Raw genomic sequence first — 17,553 nt, 5'->3', positions numbered from 1 at the left:
TTCCTTTTCCAGCAATGCTTGCTGGAACTCCTGGATCCGCTTTTGAAGACTCGAGTTTTCCTCCATTTTCACGTCTAAAGCTAACTGGGATTCCGACGCATTTGCCTTTAGAGCTGCTATCGCTTCTTCCTTTTCCAGCAATGCTTGCTGGAACTCCTGGATCCGCTTTTGAAGACTCGAGATTTCCTCTGCTTTCACGTCTAAAGCTGTCTGGGATACCGAAGCCTTAACCTCGAGGGTTGCCATTGCTTCTTCCTTTTCCTTCAAAACCTGCCGGAACTCCTGAATTCGTTCTTCAAGACTCGAGATTTCCTCTGTTTTCACGTCTAAAGCTGCCTGGGATTCCGACGCATTTACCTTCAGGGTCGCTATCGCTTCTTCCTTTTCCGCCAATACCTGCTGGAACTCCTGAATTCGTTCTTTAAGACTTGAGATTTCCTCTTCCCGCTGAATTAAAACTTCCCGGTTATGTGTAATTTCTTCTTGCTGCTGAGCCAAAACTTTTTTTAATTCCAGTTCCTGGGCCCCTAAGCTTGTCAGCGCTTCTTTCTTTTCAGACAACGTCTGTTGAAATTTCTGGATCCGCTGCTGGAGACTCGAATTTTCCTCCTCCCTGTGGACTAAAGCCCTCTGTAAGCTGTAATTTTTCTCCTGAAGCTGAACCGAGATTTCTTGGGACTGCGATTCCTTCTTCCTCAGGTTTACTATCGCTTCTTCCTTTTTACTCAAAGTTTCCCGATACTCTGCTTCCCTCTCTTCAAAATCCTTAAGCAGCTTATTTTTTTCAGCTATTTCCTTAATTAAATTAGATTCCTTCTTCCGACAGTTCGCAACTGCTTGGTTTAACTGTGACAATGATACTTGGAGCTTTACTTCTAGTTCTAAATAATCCGATAATTTCTTATTGACTTTTTCGAATTCTTTCTTAAGTTTGGATTCATTTTCCTGCTGCCGCGCGATCGTTTCATTCTTATGTTCTAGGGCCTGGGTATACTCTATCTCCTTTTCCTTGTATTGTTCAACCTTTCGCTTAAGGAGTTTGATCTTGTCTTCGGGGGATCTGTGAAGATTCCCTTTCTTTTCCGCCATTTTGTCAATCCTCCCAAATTATCTCTTATCCTATCCATATAAAAAAACAGACGGAATGGTGCTAAAAACTTAGGCAGTATTGTCAAATGGACATGTACATATATATACCTTTAGTTTAAATAAAAAGCTGTTGAGTTTTTCCCAACAGCTAGCGGTGATATTCTCTTTATTTGGATTATCTGGTGCCTGGGAAAATGGCAGGACATTGGGCAGGGAAGAGGTTCGACGGAAGGACCGGGCAGACATCTTCAATCGGAGTAACATCGCACTCCACTGGACCGCGAGGCTGACAGAATCTGGCCAAGACCTCCAGTTTCACTTCAGCTTCGACTTGAATTTCCTTACAGACATTTACGGTAAGGAAAATGCCTGGTTCCATAAAGGCACCTGCACCCATTTGCCGGAAAGATGCATTGCAGAGGACATCCAAAATGCGGCATTGGATATTCAATCCTCTCTGCCAGCATAATGCCACTTCCTCATCGAACTGAACAAAGACATTTTCGCTGCATATTACTTCATTGCCAGCATTTTCATCGATTAAGTCCACCCGTACGCAAACAGTGAACAGGAATGGAATGGCATTGAGAGTGACGATGCTTCCATCAGGAGCCGTACATCTGACCACGGTGGCTGCATCAACGTCGAAATCACAGCGGGCACCGGGACAAACGATTGGAGTCGGCGTAGGCTGAGGCTTGGGGAGCAAAGGAAAGACAGGAAGAAAATTATCAGGATTCGTGGAACATCTTGCTGTCAGCCGATGTCCGAGAGCTAATCTTTCTTCAATAATTGGTCTGCAAGCCTCGGAGAGTTGGATCTTGTTTTGGTAGCGATTCGTCAGGTAAACCCAGTCGTAAACTTTTTGCACACGGATGCACTCAGGCTGTAAAGCCTCGGGTGTTGGCGTAGGTAATATTTGAGCACCCTGGATCGGTTTAATGTCTTTCATTAAAGAATCCTTCCTTTCATTGGTTTGATTAAGTTACCTCTACATCCTATGGAGAGGGAAGTCTTCTTGACTAATGCAAATGCCTATCTGATCAAAAATGGGCTGCTGCCTATAAAATAATTTCTTCCACGTTCACTTTTATGTCCCGCCCACATAAACTAATACGAACTTTGCAGGCATAAAGGAGTGAGTCGAGTGCATGTCAACATTTATTTCAGGAATCAAGCCTTAAGCAGCATCCCATACCCCTCATTGCCGGCATTTCGCCTATATTGTGAAGAAATAGGATTGCAAACCCTATGGGATGATAAAGCGAGAGCGGTTCATCTGATTCCAGCTTTAGCGGGGAAACGAATTTTCTTTGTCCAAAGGATGCCGGAAGATGAAAATCCATTTGACCTGTTTTCAGAGCTGAAACTGTTCCTTTCCGATTCAGGAGTAGAGCTGCTAAAGCTTCATGAGAAACCAAATCCTCCTTATGCGGGAGATTTGTATATTCAGCTGGACATTTCGGTTGGAGCTTTTGATAAGCCTTATCTTACCCTTCGGCATCATCCGGAAGATGATCATCTTATCCATTGTTTAATCAAGGGATTACATCATTCAAAAATAGACTGCAAGGCTCAAAATGACCTTGAATCGGTTTTCCCCAAGCATTTTATTAGAATCGAATGCAAATTTCCGATACAAGGGGAGCATCAGAAGTCCTCTTATATGGAAGGAATGGGGATTGCTCTTACAGAGGGCATTCTGGGTTATTTCCAAAAAGATCTAAGGATTTCCCCCCTCTCCTTTTTACCTTATAGCATACTAAATCTATTCAAAACCGATAGCCTTCATCTGGTGCAAAAAGAAAAAAAGCAAGTCGAGCGAATCGAGCAACCGCATAATAAACCCTCTGTTCAACTGCTGCAGGCAGAATCCTTTTTTGACTACACCGTTCATGCGACTATGAAGGAAGATCGGCCATTTATGGTCATAGGAAAGTTTACCGTCAAGAATACAGGGAATGAAGTTCTCTCCAATCCGGTACTTTGTTTGCGTGCCACACCCGCCGCTGGGATGAAGCTGCAAGGACAGATGGTTCCCCCGAATATGGTTGAAAGGATGAGCGTTCAAAGTACCGGCGGATCAAAAGGATGGAGATATATGGAGGAAGATTGGCTTGAAAAGGGGCTCGATAAGGGAGAGTTTTGGATTTCACCGATACAATCGATGCAAATCCCTCCCCAGGGAAGCGAATCCCTCAATTTTCAGTTAACCATTCTCAGGCAAGAGCCAAGTCAAACGGTTAAATTAGAAGCTTTTGTTTACTTCCAGGAACATAATCTGCGATTTCCTGCCCAAAACCGGATTGCATTCTCTTTTTGACTATAAACAATTGCAGGGGCGGTCATTTCTGATTTGCCCCTCTCTTCGATATTGTGATGTACAACCCTTTCAACTGTCTATAAAGCGAAATACAAAAGCTGGATTTCGCTTTATCAAGCTTATGAATCCGATCATTGATATAAAACTGTTTTCAAATGCATTATAATAAAATCCTTTTCGTTTAAAATGGAATTGAAATCCCCTTTTGCTTCTCCCCATTTCTTTTTGTTATGCGATAAAAATTCAAAATTTTTTGCATGTCCAATTAACATGCATAAAAACGACATGGACTGCAAAAATAAAAAATGCTTCATTGAAGCATATCAGGGTAGCCAGACCACCTTTAGAGGAAGCTTTTTATGCGTTTAAGAAAGTTTGTACACTTCAGCGCTTAAGTGAACTTAAACTTTCTTAAACAGTAACAATAACCATGCCAGAACATGGTTATTGTCGATAAAAAATATCCATGACGTTCAATCCCAATCGATCTGCAATGCGCATGGCAACGTCGAGAGTAGGTTCCGTCTTTTCTCTTAAGATATTGGATAAAGTAGCAGAAGTGACTCCAATCTCTTTCGCAAAATCCCCTTTTTTGATTTGCCGCTTGCGCAGCAATTCTTCCAGCCTGTTTTTTATGGGGCTCTCTGAATATTTTTTTGAGAGACTTTTGACTCGATGGATCCGAATATATTCTGTTACTGCTCGCCGAGCAAGAATGTGTACATCTATGCCATGCTCATATTCTCTTGTCAAGTAATTAATAATCACTGCCATTTCTTCTAAAGCTTGATATTCCTCTTTGCTTAACACTACTTTAATTTCCTTAATCATCATCATCTCACCTAAAGGAGAATTGTAAAATGTATTTTATCGATCAAGAGGAAGCAGAAAAAGTTAGAAAAGAAGCAGAAGAGATCGAAAAACTAAAGGAAGGTCAATCTGCCTAATACTTAATTAAAGGTGATTTTCGTTCCTTCCAAGGACTCTTTAACATGCATTTTGCTGACATTCAAACGGACTTTCCCAACTTCCATTTCCGTCCCATCCATTAGCCTGTGTGCATTGACAGTGAAAATGATTTTATCGCCTTGATATTTCGATGGAATCCACACGAATGATATGTCTTTATGGGCTTCAAACCACTCATTCAGTATGTGTTGGAATGAACTCCAGTTGTAAATCAATGTTGTCACTCCTTTCCATGAGATACAAGTACACCCGCTTTATATTATGTATGATAAAGATAGTATTTTAAGACATAAAAAATAATCCTATTTTCATAGGAATTCCAATTGCCTCAAATTCTTTTCACCAGTTTATCTGTATATAATCCAATTAACTAGTGAAAAAAGGATGAGGCAAATGCATTTAACCCAAAAAGTGAAATTTGCTGCTTTGTATCTCAGGCGATCAAGACAGGATGTTAAACTTGAAGCACGCACTGGCGAAAATACATTGGAAGCCCAGCGAATGGCCATGAAAAAGTTTTTATCCGGGGCCTGCTTTCCTTACCATACTTTTGAAGAAATCGCATCAGGATCAAGTCTGGAAAAACGCAGGGAGATGCAACGAATCATTGAAGGGATAAAAAGAGAAAAATACGACGCTATTATTGTTAAAGATATATCGCGCCTGTCCCGCGGAAGCCAGCAAGACGCAGGTATTTTATATAAAATAATCGAGGATTACGAAATATTAATCATAACGCCTGCACGCGTTTATGATCCCAAAAACGAAAGCGACCTGCAGATGCTCCGCTTTGAATTCTTTTTTTATCATGAGGAATTTCAGGCGATCAAGAAACGCTTGACCTCGGGAAGACAACAGGCAGCAGAGCGGGGTTTTTATATTGGGGGGCCCATACCATACGGATGGAAAGTAGATCAAAAAACAAAAACACTTATTCCGGATGAAGAACAAAAGGAAATCATCAACTTGATGTATGATTTGTATCTTGAAGGGCGGTATGGGTTCCAAAAGATCGCTGATGAATTGAACCGGAGAAAAATTCCATCCCCTAAAGGGGTAAAATGGGCCAAAGCATCCGTAAAACGAATTTTGTCAAATGAAAGAAACATAGGATTGCAGGTATTCGGCAAACGAAAGATGAGAGGCGGAAAAGTGAAGTTCCAGCCGAAAGAACAGTGGACGATTGTGGAATCAAATGAACCATTGGTTAGTGAAGAAAGGTTTAATAGAGTCCAAGAGAGGCTGCAAGACAATAAAGTCAGCTACCTTACCGATACGCACAGGAGAGTCCACCCGCTTTCAAAACTCATCAAGTGTGGTGCCTGCGGAAGGGTGATGTATAAAAAGCATACCAAAAGCTATTACACCCGGAAATCGGATAGTGTAAAAACCAGTTATTCCTTCAACATTCTTCACTGCTGCAAGGGGTCCATCAAGTATGATAGGGTATTGCGGAAATTAACGGACATACTCGAAGCATATATAGATCTGGATCCAGAGTTTTTAGCGGAACGACTGGACTATCACGCCCACCACCAAGAAGAAACGAACCAAGTTCAAGATTTGATTATTCAATTGGAACGAAGAATGGAGAAAATAAGGCAGCATCGTCTTACCCTGTATGAGGAATATGCAGAAAAAAAATCAATTGATCAATTCGTATATGAAACAAAAAACAAACAGTATGTAGAACAAATTCAGGAATTAGAAAAAACGCTTAGGGAAACCGAAGCGCTAAAACATGAAAAGACAAATGATTTTCTAACTATTAATCCATCTGCGTTTAAGAAGAGCATAGCGAGTATTTTGGATACGTATGAGTCATTGGAGCCACATTTTCAAAACGAGCTTCTGCACTACGTTTTTAAAAGCATAGAACTGCACATTACCAGACGAACAGCAGGAAAGGAATCAGAATTCGAGTTAGACATCGTGTTCGATTTGAATGCATTTGGTTGAATCTTTAGTTAATTGTGTCAATTGTCCAGCCGTTTGACACAGCTATCGGTAACAGGCGAATGGCAAGAAAGCCTTACGGTGTATAATCCCGAAGGCTTTCCTCCATTTCCTTTAACTAATCAGAATTGCCTAAGCGACCCGATCTTCAAATTGAGGCTCGTCATCAATGGCCACCTTGTCTTCTCGTTGCTTGGCACCGAATCTAAAGAAGGCAAAAGTAACAACAGTTGTTCCTATTACCGCTCCAATATAAGAAACCGTCATGGAAAGATTGAAGCCGATCTTAGCATTCAGGATGTAGGTAATCACTGCCATGGTCATAAAGATGGCTGGAATGGTGGCGATCCAGTGATTTTTGCGGGCAATGTAGAGGTACATCGCTCCGACCCATAATCCAATAACCGCTGTAGATTGGTTCGCCCAAGAGAAATAACGCCATAATAGGTTAAAGTCAATCTTGGTCAAGGCAAAGGAAATCACGAACAATGGGATAGCAATCCACAAACGACTGCTCATTTTCTTTTGTGCAAAGTTAAAGTAGTCAGCAATAATCATTCGGGCACTGCGGAACGCGGTGTCGCCAGATGTAATCGGCAGAACGATAACCCCTAAGACAGCCAGGGTACCGCCGATGGCCCCTAACATCTTTGTTGCCACTTCACTCACGACTAAAGCTGGTCCTCCAGCTTTCAATACTTCATTCAACCCATTTCCATCACCAAACAAGCTCATCGCAGCAGCCGCCCAAATCATGGCGATAATTCCTTCCGCAATCATCATGCCATAGAAGATCCTTCTTCCTTGGCGCTCATTTTGGGTCGTGCGGGAAATGATCGGCGACTGGGTCGCATGGAATCCGGACAAGGCTCCGCAAGAGATCGTCAAGAATAATAGCGGGAAAATAGGAGCTTGATCTGGATGAAGATTGCTCAGATTCAATTCCGGAATCGGAGCTCCGGAGATAATTAATTTTCCACCGATACCAACCGCACTGATTAAGAGAAGTGCTCCGAAGAACGGATATAGCCGTCCGATGATTTTATCAATTGGCAGAAGCGTAGCTAAAATATAGTACACGAAAATACATCCGATAATGACCCCCATGCTGGCCCAGGTGGACGTCATGTTAAACAGCAAGCCTGCAGGCGAAGTTACGAATACTGTCCCTACCAGAATGAGCAGCAAAATCGCAAAAGCATTAACGACGTGCTTCATCGTTTTCCCCAAAAACTTCCCGGCTAACTCCGGAAGATGGGCCCCATGATTGCGAATGGAAATCATCCCGGTCAAGTAATCATGAACCGCACCAGCCAAAATGCAACCGAATACAATCCACAGGAAGGCTACCGGTCCGTAAAGCGCTCCCATAATCGGCCCAAAGATCGGCCCAACGCCGGCAATATTCAACAACTGTATCAAGGAATTGCGATGGACATCCATCGGCAGGTAATCCACTCCATCCTGCTTCGTAAATGCAGGGGTAAGACGGGCGGATTGAATGCCAAAGACCTTTTCCACGAACTTTCCGTATACAAAATATCCAATAATCAGTAAAATGATTCCGCTAACGAAAGTAATCATCTTTCTGCACGCTCCTCTCTTTTGTTTGGTTCCGCTTTCATTGCTTTCATTATACTGAGAAACGGAAACCAACGGAGGAAATCGTGCTCAACATGTCGTTATCCGCCAATGACATGTTGCCAAGCAAGGACAACATGTCATAATTCCAGGCGTTCGCGTAAGGCTTTGACATAATTGCGGCTGACCGGAAGCAAGGGCTTGCAGCCCTCCAGTTCCAGCTGATAGGCGCCGTTGAACCAGGGAGTCAGCTTTTTGACTCGCGCCAGATTCGCAAGAAAGCTTTTATGGATGCGAAAAAAAGAAAATTCTTGCAGCCGCTGCTCCAGATCCTTCATCGCCGTCTTGGTTTCGTACCCCTTCTCCGCCGTCCATACTACGGTATGGCGTTCTTCTCTTGAGATATAGAGGATCTCTTTCGGATCAAGGAAGTAAATTTCATTTTCCGTTTCAATGGCGAGTTTCCCTGAAGAGGAGACAGCTTCGGTTTCCGCTTCCTCTACAGGGGCCGGGCGCAGCGATTGACGGATTCGTTCGACGGTTTCAGCAATCTGATCCTCATCGAAGGGCTTAAGCAAGTAATCCAGCACCCGATAACGAAACGCTTGGACAGCAAAATCCGGAAAGGCTGTCGCAAAGACAATCAGGGGAACTTTCTTCATTTGCCCAATCACCTTCACCAAGTCCATGCCTGACATCTTAGGCATTTCGATATCCAGAAAAAGAACGTCGGGCTGTTTTTCCATCGTGAGGCGCAAGCCGCTTTCTCCCGATTCGGCCATACCGACTACTTCAATATCCGCATGCTGCTGCAGCAAAAATTGAAGCTCTTCCCTGCTGTACCTTTCATCATCCACGATCAAGACTCGTATGCTCACCTTCCGTCACCTCTCTTTGTTTGGCGATTTCAAAATAAATCAAAGTCCCGCTCCCTGGCTCGCTTTTCACCCGAAGTCCCGCTTCAGGCCCCAACATCATCTCCAGACGGCGGTTGACATTATATAATCCCATCCCCGTTCCGCTTTTCGACTCAAGAGGCTGGGCAAACAGCTGGCTCTGCCGTTCGCTTTCCATCCCTGCGCCATTATCCTCGATGCCGATCCATACGTTTTCCCCATGATCCTCGATGCGTATCCGGATTTGACACCCTTTTTCCATATCCCCAATGCCATGCTTGATGGCATTCTCCACAATCGGCTGTAGAGTAAGCGGAGGCAGCTGGACATGGAGAACCGCTTCATCCACCTCGTAGCGGACCTGGAGCTTGTCGACAAACCGCGCTTCCTCAATGGCTAGATACGAGCGGATTTGGGCCAGCTCGGTCTCCAGCGTCCCCCAGGTTAATGTCGTCCCCGTCAAGTTCTGGCGGAAAAAGTGCGAAAGGGAAACGAGAAGCTTCCGCGCTTTTCCCGGATCAGTCCGAATAAGGGATACAATCGTATTGATGGCATTAAAAAGGAAGTGCGGGCTAACCTGGGCTTGAAGGGCCTTAATCTCAGCCTCCCGCGCCAGCCGATGATGGCGCTCCCCTTCGGAAATCTCCAGCTGATAACTGAGCAAGGAAGAAATCCCTTTAATGAGCTCTAACACCAGATGTGAGATGTCCTTGGGATATCGAAAATAAAACTTCAGCGTTCCAATCGTTTCCCCCTTTTGCTTTAACGGGGCAATCACGGCCGCCCCCAACGGGCATCCCGGATGATGGCACCGGATTTCTTCCTGGGACGCCACAACCAAAGCTCCCTCCCGCAATGTGCGATGAGTAGCCGCTGTCAGGATCTTCGAGTCCGCTTGGTGGTGGTCTGCTGCCATCCCCACATGGGCCAGGATGCGTTCCCGATCGGTAATCGCCACAGCGGATGCGCCTACCGAACCATAGAGGATTTCGCAAGTTGCCTTCGCTGGCCCTGGCTTCAGCCCTTTGCGCATGTGGGCAATCGTGAGCTCCGCTAACCGAAGAGCCTTTTGGGCTTGAGCCGCTCCAATCCGCTCCTCTTCCCTCATGACATTCTGGATAATCATAATAAACAAGGCGGTACCGACCCCATTGGCCAGGATCATCGGCACGCCGATATGCTCCACCAAGACGAATGCGGCTGAAAACGGTTTGGCCACGAGCAAAATCACCAACATCTGGATGGCTTCGGCCAGCATCCCCGTGGCGAATCCAATCCCCAGCTTAAGCTGGCCGTTTTTCACCATGCGATGATGAACCCATCCGGCAAGTAATCCCGCAAACACAGCCGATATGCCGCAGGCAAATCCCGTAAATCCGCCGAGGGAGAAGCGGTGAATGCCAGCGATCAGCCCGGCTCCCAGTCCCACGCGCCAACCGCCCAGCAATCCTCCAATCACAATGCCAATCACGCGGGAGTTGGCCAGCGCTTCCTGTTCCGACAAATTGTAAGTCCAATGAATATACTGAAGGGAGCTTGTACTGAAATTAACCCCCGTATACGTCCCGATCATGCCAAATACACCAAACATCAAAGTCACCAACACCAGCTGGATCCTCGTAATGGCATGGAAATGAATCATCTTGCGGATAAAAGCAAACCGGGTCATGATAAAAGCAACCGTCACAATGATGCCTAGCCGCTCCAGCATGATCAGCAATAATTCAAACACGCCCCCACTCCTTTCTGCAAAAACTCCTAATCCTAAGATTAGGTTTTTCGCAATGGAGTAGTCAAGGCAGAACCAAAAAAAGCCTGCTCTTCATCCCAAAGGATAAGAACAGACTTTATAAACTTTATTTCTTCACGCCTTTTTCTTCAAAAAATTTCGCCGCTCCAGGGTGAACCTCAAGGCTTACCCCCTTCAATGCTTCTTCTGCTGTGATTTCTTCTGCTTTCTTATGAACGGTTTTTAGCTGATCAAGATTTTCAAACAGAGCTTTAGTCAGGTTATAGACAACCGTTTCATCGAGTTCCGCACGAGTGACAAGCTGGGCTTTGACCGCTACGGTGGTTACTTTTTCGTCAAAGCCAGGGTAGGTGCCAGCATCAATCGCTTGCTCCGCGTAGTAAGGATACTTGCTAATAATTGCTGCGATATGTTCCGCGTCGATATTAAGAACTCGCACTCCCTTGGTAGCCGCTAATTCATTGACCGCAGCCGTCGGCGTTCCCGCTGTAACGAAGGCAGCATCTAACGTTCCATCCTGGATAAAGCTTGTCGATTCGCCGAAAGCTAAACGGTCGGCCTTGCCAAGATCTTCAAAGGTAAGTCCGTAGGCTTCAAGGATTTGCTGGGCATTGGCTTCCGTACCGCTTCCAGGCGCTCCTACGGATACCCGCTTTCCTTTTAAATCCTCAACCGTTTGGATCGGGCTATCCTTGGCTACGATAATTTGCACGGTTTCATTGTACAAAGAAGCGACGGCTTTGAGATTTTCGATGGCACCGCCATCCTTGAACATGATCGTACCTTTTGATGCGTAGTCCGCAATATCTCCCTGGGTAAAGGCCAGATCCACCTGTCCATCTTTGATTAATCGCATATTCTCAACCGATGCTCCCGTACTTTGGGCACTTGCATTTATTTTGGCCTTATCCGTAAAAATTTGGGCCATTCCGCCTCCCAGCGGATAGTAGGTTCCGGATGTGCCGCCCGTGGCGATAATAATGGAGTCAGGGACATCGCCTTTGGGTTCTTCTTTTTTCTCTTCTTGCTGCGCAGGCTGTTCAGCAGGCTTCGGCGCCGCCTCGTTTCCTCCCCCGCATCCGCTGAGGATTAAAGATAATGAAAGGACAAGTGCGGAAAACATGGAAGTTCTTTTCTTCATAAAAAATATCCCCCTTTTATTAAGCGGACATAGGATTCGCTATTCTCGCGAGAAACACTACATCGAAGCTTTTAACGGACATTGAGTTCGTTATTTGCTTAAAAACGGCGAAAGAGAGCAGGATTTTAACAAAATAACGGAACCTATGTCCGCCCCACTTTCTATACCTTGCGATTTTTACCCATTTAACGAATCGAATGTCCGCAATGGACAGAGCCTTTTATTAAAAGAAAGCCTGTGGTGTTGGCCTCCACAGGCTTTCAGCATGTTTTTCAAGCGATTATTCGTCTTCTTCCTCACCGGATCTTGTTGTTTGTTCCGGCAGCGTATCCCAGAAGCTCGTATCCGCCTGCTCAATGGAACCATCGGCAATGGCGCGAACGGTTGAATCAAGCGTCGTGATGGTTTGTTTGATCAGATATCCGTTGCTCTTCTGGCCAAGTACATACGAGTCATAGTAATGGTCGGACATCCCGCGCATCTCGAACAGCAGGGTTGCAATTCCGTACTCATTTGCTAAACCGTTGCGGCTGATTGTATTAGCGGATCCTCCTACATATTTTGCAATGTGTCCCCAGCCTGTAGAATCTACATTCTGATAAACGATTGCACCTAATTGCTTTGATTTTTCAACGATTGCAGGATCTACATCCGGGTTTGTGGGATAGAGAATGGAGCCCGAAACCAGCTTTCCATTGATTTCAGATTGGGATCCTTGGTGATGAAGGTCGATCATGTAATCAATATTGTACTTTGCCAACACATTATTGTGTAAAGCTTGGGTTTCCGGCTGTACTTTATCCACGTGGTCACGGTTAAGATCAACTTCATTTGCATTATAGCGCGTTAAGTGGCGTCCGCCGTCCGCATGATAATCGTCAAGGGAGAAATTCACATCGCCCATCGCTCCATCTGCATTCAGCATCGGTAGAATCAGGATATTCACATTATCCAATACGCCTTTGGTTTTATTGGTCCCCAAGTGCTTAATAAATTCAAGGGCTCCCTCTGTGGTGAGCTGCTCATTTCCATGCTGCTGTGTTAAGAAAAAGATGGTTGGATTATCCGGGTTGGATATATATTTGGCAAGGTAAATATCTCTTCCCTTGACAGTTTGACCAATGACCTCCAGCTCCATCGCATCCTGTTTGGCGTCTTGTTCCTGCAGGAAACTAACCATTTCCTCATGAGTATGAAGAATCTGGGTTTGAACCGATTCATGCCCATTGTAGTTTGGCCCTTCTCCCACCGCGCCTGCAGGCAATGCTGTACCCAAGATGCCGCCAAGAGCTAAAACACCGGATAATGAAAGAGCTAATAATTGTTTCTTCATGAATGGAGCCTCCTTTATATTTGTTTACATGGTTATTGTAATTTTCAATCTACGTAAAACTATATAAATCTATAAACATTTGAAAAATTCTTTCTAAGATTAGTAGGCACCTTACTTTTCAAGAACCCGGATCCCCCCGGTTTGACTATCCTTCTTATATAATTTGGCATACTGCCAACCGAAGATCAGGGCAAGCGATCCCAGCCCGACGGTATCGGTAATCAGTCCCGGAATGATCAATAGCAGCCCTGCAGCAATCGCCCAAAGGCGCTCCCACCAAGCCATGGCCCGAAGCCAATAGCCAATCAGCCCTGCGCTGATCCCCAGCATGCCTATCGTGGCGGTTAATATCGCAAAGAGCGTTTCACCCAACGTGGCATCGATAAACAATAACTCGGGGGAAAGAACAAATACATAGGGAATAATAAAGGCTGCGATTGCCAGTTTCGTCGATTGTATTCCCGTTTTCATCGGGCCCGAGCCGGCGATGCCTGAAGCGGCAAATGCGGCGAGCGCTACTGGGGGCGTTATATCGGCAACAATCCCAAAATAAAAGGTAAACATATGCGCAGATAAAACAGGCGCTCCGAGCGCAATGATAGCAGGAGCCGCTACCGTAGATGTAATAATGTAATTCGCTGTTGTCGGCGTTCCCATGCCAAGCAGGATCGAGGAAATCATGGTAAGAAACAAGGCCAAAAGGATGATGCCGCCCGCAAAACCGACCAGGCCATTCGCAAATTTCAATCCAACGCCCGTCAAAGTCACGACTCCGACAATAATTCCCGCTGTAGCTGTAGCACAGGCCACTCCTACAGCTGTCCGGGCTCCGCTTTCCAGCGCCTGAAGAATATCTTTAAAGGACATCCGTGTTTCCTTCCGAAAGGCACCGACCAAAATGGTACAGAGAATGGCGTAAAGCGCTGCGCGAATCGGTGATACGCCGGACATCAGAAACCCAATGATCGCTAGAATGGGAAGCAATAAGTAGGACTTCTTCCATACCTCTTTTCGATCCGGCAGCTCCTCTTTCGTCAAGCCTCGGAGTCCCAAGCGTTTGGCTTCAAAATGAACCATCATCCAAATGCCGGCGAAATATAAAATGGCCGGAACCGCCGCCGCTTTCGCAATTTCCCAATAAGAAATACCCGTAAATTCAGCCATCAGAAAGGCTGCTGCCCCCATGATGGGCGGCATAATCTGACCGCCGGTGGAAGACGCCGCCTCCACCCCGCCTGCAAACTCAGGCTTATACCCCAACCGTTTCATCATCGGAATGGTGAACGACCCGGATGTGACCACATTGGCAACCGAGCTTCCGCTGATGGTGCCTTGAAGCGCACTGGAAAACACCGCTACCTTTGCAGGCCCACCGATCCGTTTTCCGGCAACTGCCAGTGCCAAATCGTTAAAATAGCTTCCAACCCCCGTTTTCTCCAAAAAGGCGCCAAAAAGCAAAAATAAAAAGATGAAGGTAGATGAAACGCTCAAGGGAGTCCCCAAGATTCCTTCCAGGGTAAAGTACGTATGACTGATTAACCGTTCCAAAGAAACTCCCCTATGCTTAAGAAAACCGGGCATTTCATCGCCCAGCAACGCATAGGACATGAACAGCAAGGCAATGATGACGATCGGAAAACCCACTACCCTGCGGGTTGCTTCCAGCAGCAGAACAATCACAACGCCTCCGAAGGCTAGATCTGTCGCCGTAAAATTCCCAATTCTACCGATCAGGCTTTCAAACGCAAACAGCCAGTAGAGTGTGGAACCGGCAGCCAAAACGGATAACATGACGTCGAGATAAGAAATGCTCGAACGGCTTCCCCTTCTCGTAGCGGGGAATAAGAGGTAGACAAGCCCCAAAGCAAAAGCCAGGTGAACCGAGCGCTGGATTTGTGCCGGCGGCGGCGGAAAAACGGAAACATAGATCTGATAGATGGAGAAAGCAATAGCAATGTAGGAAACGATATAAGCCCACTTTCCTTCCAGCGTGCGAAAAGAAGACTCCTTATCATACTGAGACAGGAGTTGGGTGGTTTTATCCATAGTCAAAGATAGGCCTCCTTTTTATAGGAATTTTTAAGAATAGTAAAACTCCAACTACATAAAACTACAAAAATCTATAAATTGTCTTTTCAGTTTTCAGGAAATGGCATATAATAAACCGTGCATTATCTTCATAATATTTTAATTATTAGGTCAAAAGTATGAGATGGTAGGGTTAATATGAGAGAAAATACCTATATTCTTTTGTTTACGCTCCTGCTTGTCCCGTTGGCGGGCGAGCTTCGTATTCACCCCTTTGGAGATGACTTTCGGATTGCTTTCGGGTCGACCGCCTTCTTCTTTATGTTGCTGTGGATACGGAAGCTTCCATCCTTGGTTACCGGTGGATTAGTTGGCATGGCCGTCGTTTTATTCCGCATGATCAATGACGTTTGGGCAGACGGAGGCTTTATTCAGGCTGAAAGCTTTGGTCAGCACTTTCCTGCTTTTTTCTATTATTTCACCTATGGTTTCCTATTTGATCTTTTGCGGATTAACAGGAAGCATGACTCCCCCCTGCTTGTCGGTTTTCTTGCGGTGATTATCGATATTGCGGCCAATCTGATGGAATTGGCTTGGAGAAATTCCTTATTCGTTACGGATGGCATGGTGATTTTCAACATCTCCATGGTGGCCCTGATCCGCAGCTTTTTTGTGCTGGGTTTTTTCAATATCATCCAGCTTCGCCAGGTGAAATGGATGGAAGAACAGCAAAGGCAGCGCAATGAGCAAATGTTCCTATTAATTTCCGATCTCTATGAGGAAACCTTTCAGCTAAAAAAGAATCTTCAAAATGCTGAGGATGTGACAAAGGAATGCTATGATCTGTACCGCATGCTGATGGGAAATCAGGAGGGAGTTATGCAAGCGGTTTCTGAGAAAGCCCTCCATATTGCCGGAAAGGTGCATGACATCAAAAAAGATAATCAGCGAATCTACGCAGGACTATCCAGGCTCATTTCCAATGAGATCCCGACCCATTACATGGATATCGAGGAGCTGGGCCGAATCATTATCCGCACCAATGAAAACTATGCCCGAATGCTTTCGAAGGACATTCTCTTTGAAGTGGATATAAGGGTGCACCACTCCCTTTTCCCAATCTATACCACTCTATCCATTGTCAATAATCTGGTGGCAAATGCCATTGAGTCCATTAAAGGCAAAGGAACGATAGGGATATCCATTGTACAGGAGGGAGATTGGGTTAAACTGCGGGTTCGCGATGATGGGCCCGGAATCAAAGTAAAGGACCATTCCATGCTTTTTCAGCCCGGTTTTACCACGAAATACGATGTTTCCGGGAACCCCTCCACGGGGATAGGACTCTCCTATGTGAAAGAGGTCATTCACCATCTTAACGGAACCATTGCCATTGAAACAAAGGAAGAGGCGGGAAGTACGGTATTCTGCATCGCGATACCCCTGCCTGCCCTGTTACAAGTATCTTAGAAAAGGTGATAACATGAGATTTTTCATTGTAGACGACGATCCAGCCGTTCGCTATATGCTTGCGGAAATCATTGAAGACGAAGACCTTGGGGAGCTTGCAGGGGAAGAAGACGATGGCGCTAATATCAATGCCGATTTATTGAATTTGAAAAAAGTCGACATTCTGTTGATCGATCTACTCATGCCCAAGCGGGATGGCATCGAGACCCTCCGCCAATTGTCTGCCGACTATGAAGGAAGAGCTGTGATGCTTTCGCAAATCGAATCAAAGGATATGATCGCGGAAGCCTACTCTCTTGGAATCGAGTATTACATAACCAAACCGATTAACCGATTGGAAGTCATAAATATTATTCAAAGAGTCATTGAACGAGTCGAGATGCAGAAATCCATTCAGCTGATTCAAAGTTCGCTGAGCAATATATCCCATCGAAAAATCAGGGATCGGCAGGATGTTCCCTTCGCTCAAAAATCCATTGATTCTTCAGGGAAATTTCTGCTCACGGAACTGGGTATCATGGGAGAAAGCGGAGGAAAAGATCTCTTGGATATTTTAAGCTTCCTCCACTCCAGCGAAAAGGGATCATCGATCGATCATGATTTTCCTCCCTTGAAAGACATTTTGCTCAATCTGGCAAAAGTAAGGCGCGGATCCGTCTCCTCTGCGATCAATCAGGAAGTCAAGGCTTGCGAGCAGCGGATACGGCGGACCATCTTTCAAGCCTTAACGCACATTGCTTCGCTTGGATTGACGGATTTCTCCAATCCTAAGTTTGAGAACTACGCCTCTACCTTCTTTGATTTCAAAGAGGTTCGAAAGGTGATGATGGCCCTCGAAGAGCATGCGGATCCCTCTCATGCGAATGTGCGCATTAGTATGAAAAAGTTTATTTATATCTTGTATATGGAATCGAAGAGATTACTAGCTTCGTAATCGATAGAGGCCGGCCCGAAAACCAGGGCACGGCCTCTTTTCTTTTGTACTGCTTTTATAGATTTTTGTAGATTTTCATAGAG

Annotated in this window: 14 protein-coding genes; 4 read left to right on the top strand and 10 right to left on the bottom strand. The window is 45.4% G+C overall.

From position 1 onward, the window contains the following. Both ABLT31_RS27355 and ABLT31_RS27350 read right to left on the bottom strand, forming a co-directional pair. The coding region (locus tag ABLT31_RS27355) for a hypothetical protein (protein ID WP_367757838.1) at positions 1 to 1,089 on the bottom strand (1,089 nt) is incomplete at its 3' end. A 175-nt stretch (positions 1,090 to 1,264) separates the two neighbouring features. Further along, complete coding sequence (locus ABLT31_RS27350) at positions 1,265 to 2,041, bottom strand: BMQ_0737 family morphogenetic spore coat protein (protein WP_367757836.1); 777 nt, start codon at positions 2,039 to 2,041, stop codon at positions 1,265 to 1,267. Positions 2,042 to 2,236: 195 nt separating this feature from the next. Between ABLT31_RS27350 and ABLT31_RS27345 the strand changes: the two genes are divergently transcribed. Then, complete coding sequence (locus ABLT31_RS27345; RefSeq protein WP_367757834.1) at positions 2,237 to 3,412, top strand: hypothetical protein; 1,176 nt, start codon at positions 2,237 to 2,239, stop codon at positions 3,410 to 3,412. Positions 3,413 to 3,856: 444 nt separating this feature from the next. On the opposite strand, the gene ABLT31_RS27340 is transcribed toward ABLT31_RS27345, so the two are convergent. After that, the gene (locus tag ABLT31_RS27340) at positions 3,857 to 4,243 is read right to left on the bottom strand and encodes a helix-turn-helix transcriptional regulator (protein WP_367757831.1); all 387 of its coding nucleotides are present in this window, start codon (positions 4,241 to 4,243) and stop codon (positions 3,857 to 3,859) included. 119 nt (positions 4,244 to 4,362) lie between these two features. After that, positions 4,363 to 4,596, bottom strand: coding sequence for a hypothetical protein (locus ABLT31_RS27335; protein ID WP_367757828.1), 234 nt, complete (start codon positions 4,594 to 4,596; stop codon positions 4,363 to 4,365). 178 nt (positions 4,597 to 4,774) lie between these two features. On the opposite strand from ABLT31_RS27335, the gene ABLT31_RS27330 reads away from it, so the two are divergent. Further along, entirely contained in the window at positions 4,775 to 6,340 is a 1,566-nt protein-coding gene (locus tag ABLT31_RS27330; protein ID WP_367757825.1) for a recombinase family protein, read from the top strand. Between the two features lie 129 nt (positions 6,341 to 6,469). Here ABLT31_RS27330 and ABLT31_RS27325 read toward each other — a convergent pair whose 3' ends face one another. From ABLT31_RS27325 to ABLT31_RS27300, 6 genes are all read right to left on the bottom strand, one after another. Further along, positions 6,470 to 7,921, bottom strand: a complete 1,452-nt coding sequence (locus tag ABLT31_RS27325; RefSeq protein WP_367757822.1) for a carbon starvation CstA family protein — start codon at positions 7,919 to 7,921, stop codon at positions 6,470 to 6,472. Between the two features lie 137 nt (positions 7,922 to 8,058). After that, positions 8,059 to 8,796, bottom strand: coding sequence for a LytR/AlgR family response regulator transcription factor (locus ABLT31_RS27320; protein ID WP_367757818.1), 738 nt, complete (start codon positions 8,794 to 8,796; stop codon positions 8,059 to 8,061). Next, a complete protein-coding gene (locus ABLT31_RS27315) occupies positions 8,768 to 10,546 on the bottom strand; it encodes a LytS/YhcK type 5TM receptor domain-containing protein (protein ID WP_367757815.1) in 1,779 nt (592 codons plus the stop codon). Before ABLT31_RS27315 ends, ABLT31_RS27320 begins: the two co-directional genes overlap by 29 nt. A 124-nt stretch (positions 10,547 to 10,670) precedes the next feature. Continuing rightward, positions 10,671 to 11,705: a TAXI family TRAP transporter solute-binding subunit gene (locus ABLT31_RS27310; RefSeq protein ID WP_367757812.1), complete on the bottom strand. Its 1,035-nt coding sequence runs from the start codon at positions 11,703 to 11,705 to the stop codon at positions 10,671 to 10,673. A gap of 280 nt (positions 11,706 to 11,985) precedes the next feature. After that, a complete protein-coding gene (locus tag ABLT31_RS27305; RefSeq protein WP_367757809.1) occupies positions 11,986 to 13,038 on the bottom strand; it encodes a M14 family zinc carboxypeptidase in 1,053 nt (350 codons plus the stop codon). Positions 13,039 to 13,149: 111 nt separating this feature from the next. Next, positions 13,150 to 15,084 (bottom strand): TRAP transporter permease, encoded by a 1,935-nt coding sequence (locus ABLT31_RS27300; RefSeq protein WP_367757842.1) that lies wholly within the window; start codon positions 15,082 to 15,084, stop codon positions 13,150 to 13,152. Positions 15,085 to 15,264: 180 nt separating this feature from the next. Between ABLT31_RS27300 and ABLT31_RS27295 the strand changes: the two genes are divergently transcribed. Together ABLT31_RS27295 and ABLT31_RS27290 are read left to right on the top strand one after the other, a co-directional pair. Further along, positions 15,265 to 16,536, top strand: a complete 1,272-nt coding sequence (locus ABLT31_RS27295) for an ATP-binding protein (protein WP_367757807.1) — start codon at positions 15,265 to 15,267, stop codon at positions 16,534 to 16,536. Between the two features lie 13 nt (positions 16,537 to 16,549). Then, entirely contained in the window at positions 16,550 to 17,470 is a 921-nt protein-coding gene (locus ABLT31_RS27290; RefSeq protein WP_367757805.1) for a response regulator, read from the top strand. The last annotated feature ends 83 nt before the right edge of the window (positions 17,471 to 17,553 follow it).

The sequence above is a fragment of the Ammoniphilus soli genome, assembly GCF_040813775.1.
This window is presented reverse-complemented; position numbering and strand designations above follow the sequence as displayed.

Coding starts and splice junctions, on each gene's coding strand:
- ABLT31_RS27350 (WP_367757836.1), bottom strand. CDS start 2,041: ATGAAAGACATTAAACCGATCCAGGGTGCTCAAATATTACCTACGCCA.
- ABLT31_RS27340 (WP_367757831.1), bottom strand. CDS start 4,243: ATGATTAAGGAAATTAAAGTAGTGTTAAGCAAAGAGGAATATCAAGCT.
- ABLT31_RS27330 (WP_367757825.1), top strand. CDS start 4,775: ATGCATTTAACCCAAAAAGTGAAATTTGCTGCTTTGTATCTCAGGCGA.
- ABLT31_RS27325 (WP_367757822.1), bottom strand. CDS start 7,921: ATGATTACTTTCGTTAGCGGAATCATTTTACTGATTATTGGATATTTT.
- ABLT31_RS27310 (WP_367757812.1), bottom strand. CDS start 11,705: ATGAAGAAAAGAACTTCCATGTTTTCCGCACTTGTCCTTTCATTATCT.
- ABLT31_RS27305 (WP_367757809.1), bottom strand. CDS start 13,038: ATGAAGAAACAATTATTAGCTCTTTCATTATCCGGTGTTTTAGCTCTT.
- ABLT31_RS27300 (WP_367757842.1), bottom strand. CDS start 15,084: ATGGATAAAACCACCCAACTCCTGTCTCAGTATGATAAGGAGTCTTCT.
- ABLT31_RS27295 (WP_367757807.1), top strand. CDS start 15,265: ATGAGAGAAAATACCTATATTCTTTTGTTTACGCTCCTGCTTGTCCCG.
- ABLT31_RS27290 (WP_367757805.1), top strand. CDS start 16,550: ATGAGATTTTTCATTGTAGACGACGATCCAGCCGTTCGCTATATGCTT.